13 protein-coding genes are annotated in these 15,045 nt (G+C 71.5%); 4 read left to right on the top strand and 9 right to left on the bottom strand.

Annotated elements, in window-relative coordinates; genetic code table 11:
• Positions 1-1,698 (top strand): peroxidase family protein, encoded by a 1,698-nt coding sequence (locus tag IF188_RS16610; protein WP_191172922.1) that lies wholly within the window; start codon positions 1-3, stop codon positions 1,696-1,698.
• Here IF188_RS16610 and IF188_RS16605 read toward each other — a convergent pair.
• The 6 genes from IF188_RS16605 to IF188_RS16580 form a co-directional block, all read right to left on the bottom strand.
• Complete coding sequence (locus IF188_RS16605) at positions 1,685-2,494, bottom strand: NUDIX hydrolase (RefSeq protein ID WP_224752032.1); 810 nt, start codon at positions 2,492-2,494, stop codon at positions 1,685-1,687. The genes IF188_RS16610 and IF188_RS16605 overlap by 14 nt on opposite strands.
• Positions 2,491-3,873 (bottom strand): type II toxin-antitoxin system HipA family toxin, encoded by a 1,383-nt coding sequence (locus tag IF188_RS16600; RefSeq protein ID WP_191172921.1) that lies wholly within the window; start codon positions 3,871-3,873, stop codon positions 2,491-2,493. Before IF188_RS16600 ends, IF188_RS16605 begins: the two co-directional genes overlap by 4 nt.
• Positions 3,870-4,082: a helix-turn-helix domain-containing protein gene (locus tag IF188_RS16595; protein WP_191172920.1), complete on the bottom strand. Its 213-nt coding sequence runs from the start codon at positions 4,080-4,082 to the stop codon at positions 3,870-3,872. Before IF188_RS16595 ends, IF188_RS16600 begins: the two co-directional genes overlap by 4 nt.
• A 131-nt stretch (positions 4,083-4,213) precedes the next feature.
• Positions 4,214-4,519, bottom strand: coding sequence for a thiamine-binding protein (locus IF188_RS16590; protein WP_191172919.1), 306 nt, complete (start codon positions 4,517-4,519; stop codon positions 4,214-4,216).
• Between the two features lie 61 nt (positions 4,520-4,580).
• Positions 4,581-5,822 (bottom strand): glycosyltransferase 87 family protein, encoded by a 1,242-nt coding sequence (locus tag IF188_RS16585; RefSeq protein ID WP_191172918.1) that lies wholly within the window; start codon positions 5,820-5,822, stop codon positions 4,581-4,583.
• 40 nt (positions 5,823-5,862) lie between these two features.
• Positions 5,863-6,732 (bottom strand): ADP-dependent NAD(P)H-hydrate dehydratase, encoded by an 870-nt coding sequence (locus IF188_RS16580; protein ID WP_191172917.1) that lies wholly within the window; start codon positions 6,730-6,732, stop codon positions 5,863-5,865.
• A gap of 39 nt (positions 6,733-6,771) precedes the next feature.
• Here IF188_RS16580 and IF188_RS16575 point away from each other — a divergent pair, with 39 nt between their 5' ends.
• Positions 6,772-7,845, top strand: a complete 1,074-nt coding sequence (locus IF188_RS16575) for an NADH:flavin oxidoreductase/NADH oxidase (protein WP_191172916.1) — start codon at positions 6,772-6,774, stop codon at positions 7,843-7,845.
• A gap of 70 nt (positions 7,846-7,915) precedes the next feature.
• Here IF188_RS16575 and IF188_RS16570 read toward each other — a convergent pair whose 3' ends face one another.
• Positions 7,916-8,974: a hemolysin family protein gene (locus tag IF188_RS16570; RefSeq protein ID WP_191172915.1), complete on the bottom strand. Its 1,059-nt coding sequence runs from the start codon at positions 8,972-8,974 to the stop codon at positions 7,916-7,918.
• The gene (locus IF188_RS16565; protein ID WP_191172914.1) at positions 8,971-10,299 is read right to left on the bottom strand and encodes a hemolysin family protein; all 1,329 of its coding nucleotides are present in this window, start codon (positions 10,297-10,299) and stop codon (positions 8,971-8,973) included. The genes IF188_RS16570 and IF188_RS16565 overlap by 4 nt, the downstream gene beginning before the upstream one ends.
• A 200-nt stretch (positions 10,300-10,499) precedes the next feature.
• On the opposite strand from IF188_RS16565, the gene IF188_RS16560 reads away from it, so the two are divergent.
• Positions 10,500-11,375 carry an LLM class flavin-dependent oxidoreductase gene (locus IF188_RS16560; protein ID WP_191172913.1) on the top strand — a complete coding sequence of 292 codons (876 nt, stop codon included), beginning with the start codon at positions 10,500-10,502 and terminating at the stop codon, positions 11,373-11,375.
• 477 nt (positions 11,376-11,852) lie between these two features.
• Entirely contained in the window at positions 11,853-12,818 is a 966-nt protein-coding gene (locus tag IF188_RS20260; RefSeq protein WP_224752031.1) for a hypothetical protein, read from the top strand.
• 700 nt (positions 12,819-13,518) lie between these two features.
• Here the strand turns inward: IF188_RS20260 and guaB1 are convergent.
• Positions 13,519-14,976: a GMP reductase gene (guaB1, locus tag IF188_RS16550; RefSeq protein WP_191172912.1), complete on the bottom strand. Its 1,458-nt coding sequence runs from the start codon at positions 14,974-14,976 to the stop codon at positions 13,519-13,521.
• Between the last annotated feature and the right edge of the window lie 69 nt (positions 14,977-15,045).

Genomic DNA, 15,045 nt, shown 5'->3' with positions numbered 1-15,045 from the left:
ATGACCACGGAAAAGAAGTCGGATGCCGGGGCACTCGACGCGTTCCGCGCACAGCCGTTCCTGCGCGCACAGCTCCACCTCAACGGCAACGGGCAGGCGGACCGCAAGAGGCCGGGGCCGGGGCTGGTCGGCGAGGCTGAAGCCGACGCCACGCGCGCGGGCATCGCCGAGCGAGATCTGCCGGTCGACATCCGCGGCTCGCTCGCGCACCTGCAGGGCCCGGTGGCGCGCTTCCACGGCGCGAAGTTCTCGTTGCTGTACTTCCCCTGGCCGGCGGTGGCGGCCCCGCACGGCGACCGGTTCGGGTACCTCACGGCGCCCTCCACGCGCGCCGCGAGCCGATTGCCGGTGGATGCGGCGACCCGGGCGCTGCTCGAAGAGCTCGGACACCTCATGGGGAACGCCGACGCGGTGCCGGGCGACTCGGCGACGCCATCGGGGTACACCTACGTCGGGCAGTTCGTCGACCACGACATCACCCTCGATGTCTCGTCCGCGATCGATTCGCCGACGGTGATCGACGCCACGACGATCAACAACATGCGCTCGCCCGTGCTCGACCTCGACAGCGTCTACGGTCGCGGTCCCGCGCTGGACACGTTCCTGTACGAGCCGCCCCGGCCGGGCGAGCCGGCGTCGGCCTTCCGGATGCTGCTGGGCACGAACCAGCCGTTCGGCAAAGGCGGCTCCGGCGGCACTGCCGGCGAGCCGGGGATGACCGAACCCGCCGACTTCGATGTGCCGCGCACGGCGGCGAAGACGGCGATCATCGGCGACCCGCGCAACAACGAGAACCTCATCGTGTCGCAGCTGCACCACACGATGCTGCGGTTCCACAACGCGATCGTCGACAAGCTGATCGCCGACGCGTTCGCGGGTGACGTCTTCGTCGAAGCCAAGCGCCTCGCCACCCTGCACTACCAGTGGGCGGTGCTGCACGACTTCCTCCCGCGCGTGTGCGGACAGGCGGCCGTGGATGCCGCGTCGGCGGCCACGCTGAAGCCCTGGAAGGACATGCCGGTCGAGTTCTCGGTGGCCGCCTACCGCTTCGGGCACAGCATGATCCGGGACGAGTACTGGCTGAACTTCAACCTGAAGTTCCGATCGATGCGCGACGTGTTCGCTTTCGTGGGAGTGGATCGCACGCCGGTGTTCTCGAACTGGGTCGTCGACTTCAACGCGTTCTTCGAGACCGGCATCCCGGTGCCGCCGTTCGTGTTCAACCATGCCCGCAAGATCGACAGCGCGCTCGCGCCGGCGCTGGAGGATCTCGACGGCAACGGCAGCACGAGCGACCTCATGGGAGTCCTCGCGGTGCGCAATCTGCTGCGCGGACTCGTGCTGGGCCTGCCGAGCGGACAGGCGACGGCCACGGCCCTGGGCGTGCCCAAGCTGACCACGGCCGAGCTGACGTCCGGGCTCGGCGCCGACGAGGTGGCGGTGCTGAACAAGAACGGCGGCCTCCTGCGCAAGAAGACGCCGCTGTGGTACTACCTCCTGCGCGAGGCGGCGGTGAAGACCGGCGGCGAGACCCTCGGCCCGCTCGGGGCGAAGATCGTGGCCGAGACGTTCGTCCGGATGCTGCGCCGCGACACGCTCTCCATGCTCAACGTGCCGTTCGCACCGAGCCTGGGCAGCAACCCGGCGACGTTCACCTTCGCCGACCTGGTGAACGTCGCGGGCGTCACCCAGCCGTGAGGCCGGGCCCCGCCGTGCGGGAGTACCGCCACGGCAGGGCGCCGATCTCCAGACGGTGACGGGATCCGGATGCCGCGGCATCCGGATCCCATTCCTCGTCGCCGTCCCACAGCAGGATCGGGCCCTCGGCTCCGCGGCGGGCCACCGTCTCGAACTGCTGCACGCCGGCGATCCGCGCGGCACCCAGCGCGGAGGCGGCATCGGGGTGGGCGCTCAGGCCGTGCAGCGTCACCCACGTCGGCGGGTACAGCGTGAGCGCACCGCGGCCGTGGCGTCCGAGCAGGTCGGCGGGGCGCGCCCATTCGGCCGCGACCGCCTCGTCGGGCTGCAGGTCGATCTCGCCGCCCGGCGCCGGCGCGACGAAGAACCACGTGCGGATCCGCAGCGCGAGTCCGGGCGGCGGATCCCATACCGACAGCGTCTCGAACGCATCGGGGTCGATCACGAGGCCCGTCTCTTCGTGCGTCTCACGCGCGCCCGCGCGTCGCGCTGTCGCCTCTTCCGGCTCGTCGGGCTCGCGTCGGTCCTCGCCCTCGAGCTTGCCGCCCGGGAACACCCACGCCCCCGCGAACGAGCCGCGGTCCGGCCGCTCGATCATGAGCACCTCGAGTCCGTCGTCGGCGTCCCGCAGCAGCACGACGGTCGCGGCGACGGGGATCGACGAGTCGGCGATGTCCTCGGGCCGGCGCGGCCTCGAGCCCGTCACGGAGTCGGCGACCGCACGCAGGGCGCGGTCGGCGGGCGTCGGGTGCGGCATCCGCTCGTCCCGGTGTGCCGAGGACTCAGTTCCGGTCATTCGCTGTCCACGGGCTCGCCGGATGTCGTGTCGAATCGTCCCTGTTTCGTGCGCGGCTGCTTCGTCGCATGCGCGTCATCAGACCTCGATCCGAGCGTCGCGCGCTGCAGCTCACGTCGGAGCTTCGCGGCACGCTCCGCTGCGTGGTCGACGATGAGTGCCGCGAACGCAGCGTCATCGCCGGTGAGGCCTATCGCGGCGGCCGCATCGGAGTACGCGTCTGCGACGCCGTCGACGATCGCCGATGCTCGATCGTGTGCCCAGACCGGGTCGAACCCGAGCGCTTCAGCATCGGCGATGATGTGGCGGGCTTCGATCTCGTACTGTCGGTAGTGGCGCCCGAACGACATCGCGAGTTTTGCCGAACGAACATTGATCGCGGGATACGGCAGGGCAGTCGCCACGTCGTACAACGGAGCGAGGCGAGGTCCTTCGACCGCATCGTGCAACAGCGAATAGTTCTTGGCGTGAGCGTCCGTGCCCAGGATCGCCCAATTGAACAGGGTCGCCTCGAAGAACCTCTGGTCACTGGTGCGTTCCTTGCCGTGGGCACGACGGATGACACGCACTATCTGCTCGATGCCGGGACCGCCTTGGTTCTGGTACTTCCCCACGGGATGCACGCCGGCTGCCTGCGCCATGTCCTCCTGGTGGTGCCGTTTGACGATGCCGTCGTCCGCAATGGTGCGGTCATAGCGGGTGACGACGATGACCGTCTCGTCCTCGAATTGCTCCACTGTCGACGCCGCAGTCTTCAAGCCGAGGTTGGCCGCCGCGCTGAGCGACAGATGCTCGTTGACATCGCTGTGATCCAGGCCCCTGATTCCCGGCTTCAAGATGTGCGTCGAGGCCGCACGCCCGGTCGGCACCAGCCAGTCGCCTGCGGTGCTCCGCGCAAGAGCGAACTTCGACTGGGCACCGGCGAGGGAGAAGTAACCGTCATCGTGGCCCGGAATGAGCCAGGCTTCGGGATCTGCACGCAACTGGCGAATGTGCGCGGCGATCGCCTGCAGACTGATCGGCTCCCCTCCGGATGGGCCGGAGAGGACGGCCGCGTCCTCGGGTGACAGCTGTATCGCTCCAGCGGTGTCAAGGCCGACGTGTGCGAGCAGCGCCATGGGATTGCGCGGGCTGACCCCGAACATCGACCCCCACCGTTCGAGCACCGGCTCGCTGTCGGGCAGCAGATTCCACAAGTAGTTTGCCGGCTCCGATCCGTTGTGCGTGCGGCGCGACTTCGGCATCGACAGAGTCAGTTCCATGCGGCCCGAACTCGACCGCCAGTCGTCGTCGAACTCGAACGAGATGGGGCCTCCACCCTCCTGTGCGAACCACCCCACCCGCCTGCCGTCGAGATACGCCGTGAGCCGCGCGTTCACAGTCCTGTCACCTCGATGTCGAGGTCGAGGGCTTCCGCGATCCGAAGAATGTGATCGAAGGTCGCGGTCGCGGCATGTCCGTTCTCGAAGCGCACGATCCACTGGCGGCTCATCTCGACCCTCTCGCCGAGTTCCTTCTGCGAGAGCCCGAGGTCGTTGCGGCGGTCCCGGACGATGTTTCCGAAGTCTTCAGCCCTGATGACAAGCATCGAAGCTCCTATTCGCTGGCTCGCCGACCGCAATTGTGTCCGTCAACTCTGACACGTGATCGCATGTCCGTCAACTCTGACACACACGTCTTTGTCCGTCAACTCTGACACACTCGACCCGCATCACCGTGTCACAGCTCGTCGATCGCCGCCTCCAGGCGCTCGATCTTGGCGTCGAGCTCGCCCGAGTAGCCGGGACGGATGTCGGCCTTCAGCACGAGCGACACCCGCGACCCGTACGGGGCGACGGCGTCGGTGGCGCGCTTGACGACGTCCATGACCTCGTCCCACTCCCCCTCGATCTCGGTGAACATCGACGTCGTCCGGTGCGGCAGGCCGCTGTCGCGCACGATTTTCACGGCGGCGGCGACCGCATCGTGCACCGAGCCGTCGGCACGGCCCGTGCCGCTGGGAGCGACCGAGAACGCCACGAGCATGAGCAACCTCCGAACAGCGGAACCGATCCCGAGAGGCGAGGGATGCCGCCGCCCGAGGCTTCTACTCTGTCACGCCCCGCGGGGCGGTCGGGGCCGGCGCGTCGGGCACGCTGCGGTGCGGGCGCAACGGGACGCGCGCCAGGCGCACGAGGGTCCAGGCGAACAGCGCCACCAGCAGGACGTTGCGCAGCACGAGCAGCCCGACGGCGGCGGGCACCAGCGTGAGGATCGCGTCGTAGAAGAACGGGAAGATGAGCTGCGTCAGCGCGAGGATCAGCACCGCCAGCATCGCCGGCCGCCGCCAGTCCCGGCGCATGAGCACGAGCCCGGCGACCAGCGGCACGATGACCCACGTCATGTACTGGGGCGAGCCGACCTTGTTGAGCACGATGAAGCCGAGGACGAGCGCACCGGCGAGCGCCGGGAACAGGGCCGCGAACCCTGCGCCGCGCCACGCCTTGACCGTCCCGAAGGCGGCGATCGCCAGCATCCCGATCATGAGCACGGGCGTCATCACGGCGACCACGCCGTCGACGCCCGGCCCGGAGACCTGGAATGTGATGAGATCCTCGTCGTACTGCACCACGGCGCCGGGGACGCCGGCCGCCGCCATCAGCATGTACACCGTGCTGACCGGCGCCTCGATCTGCAGGCCGCGCGTCGTCTGGTCGCCGATGAAGCCGAACAGGTGCTCGGCACCGCCCAGTGCGACCACGATCCCGACCGCGAGGGCCGACACGATCGCCGCGCCGGCCACGATCACCAGGCGTCTGCGCACCGCGATGACGGCGGCGGCGAGGAGCGCCGCGGGCCACACCTTGATCCACGTCGCGACGGCCAGCAGCGCCGACGCGAGCCACGGGCGCCCGACGAGCCACAGCGAGCCGAGGATCGCGAGCGGCACGGTCACCGCGTCGAGCCGGAACATCCCGACGCCGCCCAGCGCGAGGATCGCGGCGAGCCAGAACCACGCCGCCGCAAGGCGCCCGCGCGAGCGGCCGCGGCCGACGAGCACGGCGAAGGCGACGGCATCCATCGCGGTCACGAGCAGTCCCCACGCGAGCGTGAAGTCGACGACCGACGTCAACGCGCCCACGAGCAGGATCGGCAGGTGCGCGAGGATCGGGTAGACCCAGCCCTCGGTGATGCCCGGGATCGCCTGCCCCGACCAGGTGCGCCACGCCCACCAGCGGTACAGCTGGTCGACATCCCACGAGGCGGCGTGGTCGCCGGCGAACCCGAGCCAGATCACCACCGCGTGGACGAGGGCGAACGCGATCCACACCCACGACCGCCGAGACACCCCACCATCCTAGGCAAGGGGGCGGCCCGGCCCCGGCGCCTCAGCCGCCGAGAGTCTCCGCCACTGCGCGCGGCAGCGCCTCGGCGGCGTCCAGCGCGGTGATCGGGCCGTTACCGAAGGGCGGCATGCTCGGCAGTCGCGCGATGCTCGCCCCGGATGCCGCGATCACGCCGGCGCGGCCGTGCAGCCAGGCGCCGGACGCCGCCAGGGCTGCGAGCGACGCGGCGTCGAGAACGCCGCCCGAGGCGGCCGCTCCCGCCACGAGTGCGCCGATCACGCCGGCGAGGACATCGCCGGTGCCGGCGGTCGCGAGCCACGGCGTGCCGGCCTCGACCGTCGCGGCCCACCCGCCGGGCGCCGCCACGACGGTCACCGCACCTTTGAGCAGCACGACGGCACCGGTCGCCTCGGCGGTGCGCGCCGCGGCGGCCACGCGGTCCGAGCCTGCGGGCCCGAGCCCGAGGGCGGCGCGCAGACGCGCATGCTCGCGGTCGTGCGGCGTCAGGATGCGGGGCGCCGTCGCCTCATCCGCCACGGCGAGGTCGAGGGCGCCGGCATCGGCCACGACCGGATCGGTGTCGCTCAGCAGGGCCCGCATCGCCGCCGTCTCGTCGAGGCCGCGGGTGGCGGCATCCTGACCCGATCCGATCACCCACGCCTGCACACGACCGTCCGCGGTCACCGTCTCGGGTCGCCGCGCGAGGACGAGGTCGGCCGCCCGCGACGGACCGAGGTAGCGGACCATGCCGAGCCCCGTCCTCCAGGCCGCCTCGACGCCGAGCACCGCCGCGCCCGGATACGCCGCCGACCCGGTCCGCATGCCCAGCACGCCTCGGGAATACTTGTCGTCGGCGGCCGTGGGCCTGCGCAGCGCGTGCGCGGTGTCCTCTCGCGTCCATTGCCGGGCCATGCCGTCACAGTACCGCCGTCCCCCTCGCGAAGGATCCCCATGAGCCGCCTGTTCACGCCCCTTACACTGCGCGACGTCACGGTGCGCAACCGACTGTGGGTGTCGCCCATGTGCCAGTACAGCGCTGTCGACGGCGTGCCGCAGGAATGGCACCACACCCACCTCGCCCAGTTCGCGTCGGGCGGCGCGGGGCTGGTCGTGGCCGAGGCCACGGCGGTCGTTCCGGAGGGGCGCATCTCGCCCGACGACACCGGGCTGTGGAGCGACGAGCAGCGCGACGCGTGGGCGCCGATCGTCGCGGCGATCCGTGCGCGCGGAGCGGTCGCGGGCGTGCAGCTCGCCCACGCCGGCCGCAAGGCCTCGACCTGGCCGCCCTTCTCAGGCCGCCGCGGCACGGTGTCGGCCGACGAGGGCGGGTGGACCACCGTCGCCCCGTCGGCGATCGCGTTCGAGGGCTTCGCCGAACCCGTCGCCCTCGACCGCGCCGGCATCGACCGCGTGGTGGACGCCTTCGCCGCCGCGGCCCGACGCGCCGTCGACGCCGGCTTCGAGGTGCTGGAGCTGCACGCCGCGCACGGCTACCTGCTGCATCAGTTCCTCTCGCCGCTGTCGAACCGCCGCGACGACGAGTACGGCGGGTCGCTCGAGAACCGCGCCCGGCTGCTGCTGCGGGTGCTGGACGCGGTGAGGGATGCCGCACCGTCTGCCGCGGTCATCGTGCGCTTCTCGGCCACCGACTGGGCGGACGGCGGCTGGAGCGCCGATGAGACGGTGACCGTCGCGCGCTGGACGGCGGAGCGCGGCGCGGACTTCTTCGACATCTCCAGCGGCGGCCTCGTCGCCCACCAGCAGATCACCACCGGCCCGGGCTACCAGGTGCACCTCGCCGAGCGGGTGCGCCGCGACGCCGGCGTGCCCGTCAACGCGGTGGGCATGATCGACGACGCGGCCCAGGCCGAGCAGGTCCTCGCCGAGGGGCGCGCCGACGCCGTCATGGCAGGACGCGAGTGGCTGCGCGACCCGCACTACGCCCTGCGCGCGTCGGTCGAGCTCGGCGCCGACATCGACTACTGGCCGGCGCAGTACCTGCGGGCCCGGCCGGCCGGCCGCTGATGCCGCGCGCGGTTCGGCGCACGTGATGAGTGGATGCCGGCGGCCGCGGCCGCCGGCATCCACCGGTCATTCAGTACCCGCGGCGACGAGTCGCGTCCTGCACCTCGCCGATGAGCTCCTCGATGATGTCCTCCAGGAACAGCACCGCGGTGGTGCGGCCGGCGTCGTCGCGCACCTGGGCGAGGTGGCGGCCGGCGCGGCGCATCACGGCCAGCGCGTCTTCGAGGTCGGTCGACTCGAGCACCGGCACCATGTGGTGGATGCGCTTGGTCGGGATCTGACGCGCGACGTCGGTCGCGGCATCCGGCCCCTCCGCGGCACGCAGGATGTCCTTCAGGTGCACGTAGCCCACCGGCTCACTCGCCTCGTCGACGATCACATACCGCGAGAAGCCGTGCTTCGCGACCGCGCGCTCGATCTCGTCGGGCGTGGTCGTCTCGGGGAGCGTGACGAGGTCCGACAGTGGCACCGCCACGTCGGCGGCCTTCTTGTCGGTGAACTCGACGGCTGCCGCGACCGTGCCGGCGGTGTCCTGCAGGACGCCCTCGATCCGCGACTGGTTGACGATCGTCGCGACCTCTTCGAGCGTGAAGGTCGAGGCGGCCTCGTTCTTCGGCTCGATGCGGAACAGGCGCACGGCGTGGTTGGCGATCCAGTTGAGCGTCACGATCACGGGGTGGAACACCTTCGAGATCCACACCAGCGGCGTCGCGAGCATGAGCACGGCGCGATCGGGCACCGAGAACGCGAGGTTCTTCGGCACCATCTCGCCGAAGACGACGTGCAGGTACGACACCAGCACGAGCGTCACGGCGAACGCCACGCCGTCCACCAGCGCCTCGGACCATCCGGTCAGGCCCAGCGGCACCGCGAGCAGGTGGTGGATCGCCGGCTCCGACACGTTCAGGATCAGCAGCGAGCAGATCGTGATGCCGAGCTGGCTCGTCGCGAGCATGAGCGTCGCGTGCTCCATGGCGTACAGCGCGGTCTTGGCCGACCGCGAGCCCTTCTCGGCCAGCGGCTCGATCTGCGAGCGGCGCGCGGAGATGACGGCGAACTCCGCCCCGACGAAGAAGGCGTTCGCGACGAGCAGCACGACCAGCCATGCGATTCCGGCCCAGTCGTTCATCGGGCGCCTCCCTCGGCGGCATCGACGTCGTGGGGCATCGGCCTCGGCAGGAAGCGGACGCGATCCACGCGGCGTGCGTCCATGCGCTGCACCTCGAGCGTGCCGTCCTCGATCTCGACGCTGTCGCCGACAACCGGGATGCGCTCGAGCACGCTCATGATGAAGCCGCCGACCGTGTCGTACACGTCCCCCTCGGGGATCCGGATGCCGGCGCGGTCGCGCACCTCGTCGGGCCGCAGCTCACCGGGGAACAGCACGGTGTCGTCGACGCGCACGATGCCGGCGCGGCGGCGATCGTGCTCGTCGAGCACCTCTCCCACGATCTCTTCCACGAGGTCTTCGAGGGTGACGACGCCGGCGGTGCCGCCGTACTCGTCGACGACGATCGCCATCTGGTAGCCGCGGGCGCGCAGCTCGGCGACCAGCGCGTCGAGGTGCACCGCCTCGGGGAAGCGCAGCGGCTCGGTGGCCAGCGCCGCCGCCGGCACGTCGGCGCGGCGCTCGCGCGGCACGCCGACCGCCGCCTTCAGATGCACGATCCCGGTGATGTCGTCCATCGACTCGTCGTAGACCGGGAACCGGCTGTGCCCGGTGCGGCGGGCGAGCTGGATGACATCCTCCGCGGAGTCCTGGGCGGCGAGCGCGTGGATGCTGGGCCTCGGGGTCATGACATCGGCCGCGGTGAGCCGGGCGAAGGTGAGGCTGCGGTCCAGGAGCGACGCGGTGTCCTCCTCCAGGACCCCGGCGCTGGCCGAGCGGCGGACGAGGCTCGACAGCTCCTCGGCCGTGCGCGCGCCCGACAGCTCTTCCTTGGGCTCGACGCCCATGGCCCGCAGCACGCCGTTGGCGCTGCCGTTGAGCACCACGATCGCCGGGCGGAACACCGTCGTGAAGGCCACCTGGAAGGGCATCACGAGCTTGGCGGTCTGCCGCGGCACCGCCAGCGCGAAGTTCTTCGGCACGAGCTCGCCGAGGATCATCGAGAACACGGTGGCGATCGCCACGCCTATGACGGCGGCGAGCGGGCGCGAGACGCCCGCAGGCACGCCCCACGCGTCGAACACGGGGGCGAGCAGGTTCGAGATCGCCGGCTCCATCGTGTAACCGGTGAGGAGCGTCGTCAGAGTGATGCCCAGCTGCGCGCTCGACAGATGGGTCGAGGTGATCCGCAGCGCGCTGATCGTCAGCGACAGGCGGGACTCTCCGGCGGCCTGGCGGGCCTCGAGGTCGGCACGGTCCAGGTTCACGAGCGCGAACTCGCTCGCGACGAACAAGCCGGTGCCGATGGTGAGCAGGAGCCCCACGCCCAGCATGACGTAATCCATCACACACTCCTCTGGCGCTGACGGGCGTCTGGCCCTGTCAGGCGGGAGTCGGGTCGGTGGGGCGAGGGTCTACAACTAGGGGGGTCGTCCATCGTGCCGAACAGTCTACGGCAGACTCTGCCCGCCCGACCTGGACCGGCGCGGATGCCGGGCGCCCGGCATCCATTCATCCGACGCCGCAGCGGTGACACCATGGCGGCATGGCACTCGACAGGATCAGCGTCGTCATCCCCCCGGTCGGCTCGTGGCGCGAGCAGGGGCGGTGGTACCGCTGGGCGGAGCAGACCGGCTACGACGTCGCCTACACCTACGACCACCTGACACACGCGACCGCGCCGGGGATGTGGCTGAGCGAGGCCTTCACGACCCTCACTGCGGCGGCAGGCACGACCGAGCGCATCCGGCTCGGCACCCTCGTCGCGTCGGCGGTGTTCCGCACACCGGTCACGCTCGCGCGCATCGCGATGACCGTGCAGGACATCTCCGGCGCGCGCCTGGTGCTCGGACTCGGAGCAGGCGCACCGACGTGCGCGCTCGCCGATCACGGGGTGCGCGAGCGGCCGCGCGACATGTCGGCGCGGTTCGCCGACGTCGTGCGCGGGTACACGGCCGTGCTCGACGGGGCCACCGAGTGGCAGGGTGCGACGCTGTCGTTCCGCGGTCTCGAAACCACCTCGGCACCCGACGGGACCCTCCGGCCCGAACTGCTGCTGGCCGCCCATGGACCCCGCGCGCTCGCACTCGCCGCCGAGTTCGCCGACACCTGGAACACGTACGGCGGACCGGGCTCGACGACACTCGACCCCGACGACTACTGGGCGCTGCTCGCACGCCAGGCGCAGGGCTTCGACCGCGCGTGCGAGGACGCCGGGCGCGCACCCGGCGCCGTCCGCCGATCGCTGCTGCTCGGCTTCGGGCAGGTGCGGCCGACGACGAGCGTCGACGACTACCTCGCGGCGGCCGAGCGCGCCGAAGCGCTCGGCTTCGACGAGCTCGTGGTCTACGCGCCCGACTCCCCCGCCGGCATGGACTCCGACCCCGTCGTGCACGAGCGGGCGCTCGCCCGCCTGCGCTGACCCGCGCGCGCGGCCCGGCCCTGCGCTGACCGCCGCGCCTTCTCCGGTGCGCGCTGCCCCGGTCTCCGGTCCGCGCTGCCCCGTCTCCAGGGTGTTGGCCGGCTCCTTCCCTCGTGCGCCGCGGCTCCTTCTCCCGAGCGCCCCGGCTCCTTCTCCCGAGCGCCCCGGCTCCTTCTCGGTTCGCGCTGTCGAAATCGGCATCCGCGCTCGAAACAAACAGCAGCGGATGCCGATTTCGACAGCGCGAAGGAAGGTCTTCGCGCCAGATCGACAGCGCATGCCGATTTCGACAGCGCGCGGATGAAGCAACGCCGGTGGCGACGACCTCGCGGCACGCGGATCGATGCGCGGCCCGGGCCCTTGCGGCGGTTCCTTCCGAGAGGCAGCGGTTCCTCCCCACTGGGCGCCCGGAGGAGTTTGCCCACAGATCGTGAGTGGACGCGCCCTGGCAGGCGGTCGGCGATGCATCGTGGCGTGATGTCGTCCACAACCGCACCGCCGGCGCCCGAGCTCGTCGTCGTGCGCCGGCGCGACCACCTCGATGTGGTCGACGATCGGCGTCTGCGCCGGAATCTCGCATCCGGCGCGTGGACGCGCGTCACGGCGGGCTCGTACGTCGTGACCGCCGACTGGCGTCGACTCCGCCCGATCCAGCAGCACCGGCTCCTGGTCGATGAGGTCGCGCAGCGGCTCGAACCGGGTGCGGTCATCTCGCACTTCGCGGCGGCCGCCGAGCACGGCATCGACATCCTCGGCGCGTGGCCGCGGCGCGTCGACGTGACGATCGAGCGCGCGACGGGCGGGCGATCCGGTGGTGCCGTGAAACGACGCGCCATCGGGCTCGAGGGAGTGCAGCGCGCGCCGTTCGGCGTGCATGAACTCACGACTCCCGCCCAGACCGCACTCGACATCGCCCGGACATCACCGTTCCTGGTGGCCGCGAGCGCCGTCGACCAAGCGATCTGGGCGGATCGTGACGGCGGGCCCCTGACGACCATCGAAGAGCTGACGTCGCTCCTGGATGCGGAACCCCGGCGGCGGGGCGACGTGCGTGCCCGTCGGATTCTCGACGCCGCCGATCCGGGCGCGGCGAATCCACGCGAGACGAAGGCCGCACACGTGCTGCGCAGTCTCGGTTTTCCGTCGTCCCGATCACAGGAACGACGGATGCTCCGCAGCGGAAGACTGGTGTTCGGCGACCGCTACTTCCCCGAGCACGACCACTGGCTCGAGATCGATGGGCGCGGCAAGTACCTCAGTCCCGACTTCGGCGACGACCGCGATCCGGCCGAGATCGTCATCGACGAGAAGAATCGCGAGAACGAGATCCGCCGCGAAGTCCGCGGGTTCTCTCGGCTCGAGGCCACCGATTTCGACGCCCCGCGGCTCGTCTACGACGTGCTCACCGCCGACGGACTGCCCAGCACGAAGCCACGGCCGTAGCCTGCGCCACGCGCCCGCCCCATCGCGCCGAGACGAGCGACGTCGCCAACGCCGGCGCATGCGGCCCGCCCGCGTCCGGCCGCTCGGCGCCCGGCGCCGCGACTAATCCCGCGCCCGACCGCTCGGCGCCCAGCGCCCAGCGCCCGCCCCATCGGCGCATGCGACCCATCCCGCGCCCGACCGCTCGGCGTCACGCGACCCATCCCGCGCCCGACCGCTCGGCGCCCCGCGCCTGCGACCCATCCCGCCTCCGGCCGCTCGGCGCCCCGTGCCCGCGACCCATCCCGCGCCCGACCGCTCGGCGCCCGGCGCCCGGGGCTGCCGTCTGGCGCCGGCGAGCGGGGCCGGACACCCGCCTCGCCCGCGCGCGCGGGCACGAGCATCCACTCGGCGTGGACCGCACGTCGCCGGCGATCGCGGGCACGGCTATCCCGTTCGCGCTGTCGAAATCGGCATCCGCGCCCAGAACAAGCAGCAGCGCACGCCGATTTCGACAGCGCAAAGGAATACGCTCGCGAAACTCCCGCAGCGGGTGCCGATGTCGACAGCGCAAAGGGATGCGCTCGCGAAGTCCCTGCAGCCCAGGCCGATGTCAGCAGCAGGAGGAGATGCGCTCGCGCACGTCCGACGACGCAGCCGGAATTCAGCGGCGGAGCGGGGGTGGATGCCGGCGGCCGCGGCCGCCGGCATCCACCCCGCATCACCAGCTGACGGGGAGCGCCTTGCCCTCTTCGTACCCGGCGGCCGACTGCAGGCCGACGCGCGCGCGCTCGTGGAACTCGGCGACCGTCGAGGCGCCCGCGTACGTGAACGAGGACCGCACGCCCGACGTGATCATGTCGAGCAGGTCCTCGAGTCCGGGGCGCAGCGGGTCGAGGTAGATCTTCGACGACGAGATCCCCTCGGCGAAGAGCTCTTTGCGGGCGAGCTCGTACGGGTCGAGCCGGCCGAAGCGCTCGTGCACGGCCTTGGTCGAGGCCATGCCCCAGGACTCCTTGTAGGCGCGGCCGGACTCGTCCACCTGCAGCTCGCCCGGCGCCTCGATGGTGCCCGCGAACCAGGATCCGATCATGACCGACGCGGCGCCTGCCGCGAGCGCGAGCGCGACGTCGCGCGGGTAGCGCACCCCGCCGTCGGCCCACACGTGGGCGCCCATCATGCGCGCAGCTTCGGCGGTCTCGAGCACCGCCGAGAACTGCGGGCGTCCCACGGCCGTCATCATGCGCGTCGTGCACATGGCGCCCGGTCCCACGCCGACCTTGAGGATCGTCGCTCCGGCGGTCACGAGGTCGTGCACACCCTCGGCGCTGACGATGTTGCCGGCGGCGATCGGGATCCCGAGGTCGAGGTCCGCGACGGCGCGCAGGGCGCGCAGCATCCCCTCCTGGTGTCCGTGGGCGGTGTCGACGACGAGGACGTCGACACCGGCGGCGGCGAGGGCCTGCGCCTTGGCGGCGACGTCGCCGTTGATGCCGACGGCGGCCGCGACGATGAGGCGTCCGGATGCGTCGACGGCGGGACGGTAGAGCGTCGAGCGCAGTGCGCTGCGACGCGACAGGGTGCCGACGAGGTGCCCGTGATGCAGCACGCATACCGTCTCGGCGTCGGCGGCGACGATGACGTCGAACGCGTGGCGCGCGCTCTCGATGTCGTCCGCATCGACGGATGCCGCCCGCCCGCGTGCGAGGTCGCCCAGTCGCGCATCGGGCAGGGCAGTGCCCAGGCGCGTGGCAGGGACGATGCCCAGGATGTCGTCGGCGTCCACGTGGCCGGAAGAGGCGTCGGCGACGACGATGGCGTGTCCCTCGGTCGGCGGCAGCAGCCTCGCGGCGTCGGCGACGGTCGCGTCGGGCGGCAGCACGAGCGGCGTGTCCCACGCGACGGGCTGCGCCTTGACCCACCGGATCGCGGCATCCAGCTCCTGCAGCGCCATGTCCTGCGGCAGCACGCCGAGGCCGCCCCGGCGGGCGAGCGTGGCGGCCAGCCGCGCGCCGGTGACGGAGTTCATGTTGGCCGAGACGAGCGGCAGCGTCGCGGTCGTGCCGTCGCCGGGCGCGAGGTCGACGTCGAGGCGGCTCGTGATCGCCGAGCGGCGTGGCACGAGGAAGACATCCGAGTACGTCAGGTCGACATCGGGGGTTTCGCCGTAGAACTCCATGACTGCCAAGGGTAGTGACAGTTGCTGTGTGGCGAATGTCCCGGGTTTTTTCAGGTTCGCGCCGCCCCG

It is taken from the genome of Microbacterium helvum (genome assembly GCF_014779795.1).
Classification (GTDB): domain Bacteria; phylum Actinomycetota; class Actinomycetes; order Actinomycetales; family Microbacteriaceae; genus Microbacterium; species Microbacterium helvum.
This window is presented reverse-complemented; position numbering and strand designations above follow the sequence as displayed.

Bases quoted from the DNA above. Each gene is read 5' to 3' on its own strand.
- IF188_RS16610 (WP_191172922.1), top strand. From the start codon at position 1: ATGACCACGGAAAAGAAGTCGGATGCCGGGGCACTCGACGCGTTCCGC.
- IF188_RS16605 (WP_224752032.1), bottom strand. From the start codon at position 2,494: ATGACCGGAACTGAGTCCTCGGCACACCGGGACGAGCGGATGCCGCAC.
- IF188_RS16595 (WP_191172920.1), bottom strand. From the start codon at position 4,082: ATGCTTGTCATCAGGGCTGAAGACTTCGGAAACATCGTCCGGGACCGC.
- IF188_RS16590 (WP_191172919.1), bottom strand. From the start codon at position 4,519: ATGCTCGTGGCGTTCTCGGTCGCTCCCAGCGGCACGGGCCGTGCCGAC.
- IF188_RS16580 (WP_191172917.1), bottom strand. From the start codon at position 6,732: ATGGCCCGGCAATGGACGCGAGAGGACACCGCGCACGCGCTGCGCAGG.
- IF188_RS16575 (WP_191172916.1), top strand. From the start codon at position 6,772: ATGAGCCGCCTGTTCACGCCCCTTACACTGCGCGACGTCACGGTGCGC.
- IF188_RS16570 (WP_191172915.1), bottom strand. From the start codon at position 8,974: ATGAACGACTGGGCCGGAATCGCATGGCTGGTCGTGCTGCTCGTCGCG.
- IF188_RS16565 (WP_191172914.1), bottom strand. From the start codon at position 10,299: ATGGATTACGTCATGCTGGGCGTGGGGCTCCTGCTCACCATCGGCACC.
- IF188_RS16560 (WP_191172913.1), top strand. From the start codon at position 10,500: ATGGCACTCGACAGGATCAGCGTCGTCATCCCCCCGGTCGGCTCGTGG.
- IF188_RS20260 (WP_224752031.1), top strand. From the start codon at position 11,853: ATGTCGTCCACAACCGCACCGCCGGCGCCCGAGCTCGTCGTCGTGCGC.
- guaB1 (WP_191172912.1), bottom strand. From the start codon at position 14,976: ATGGAGTTCTACGGCGAAACCCCCGATGTCGACCTGACGTACTCGGAT.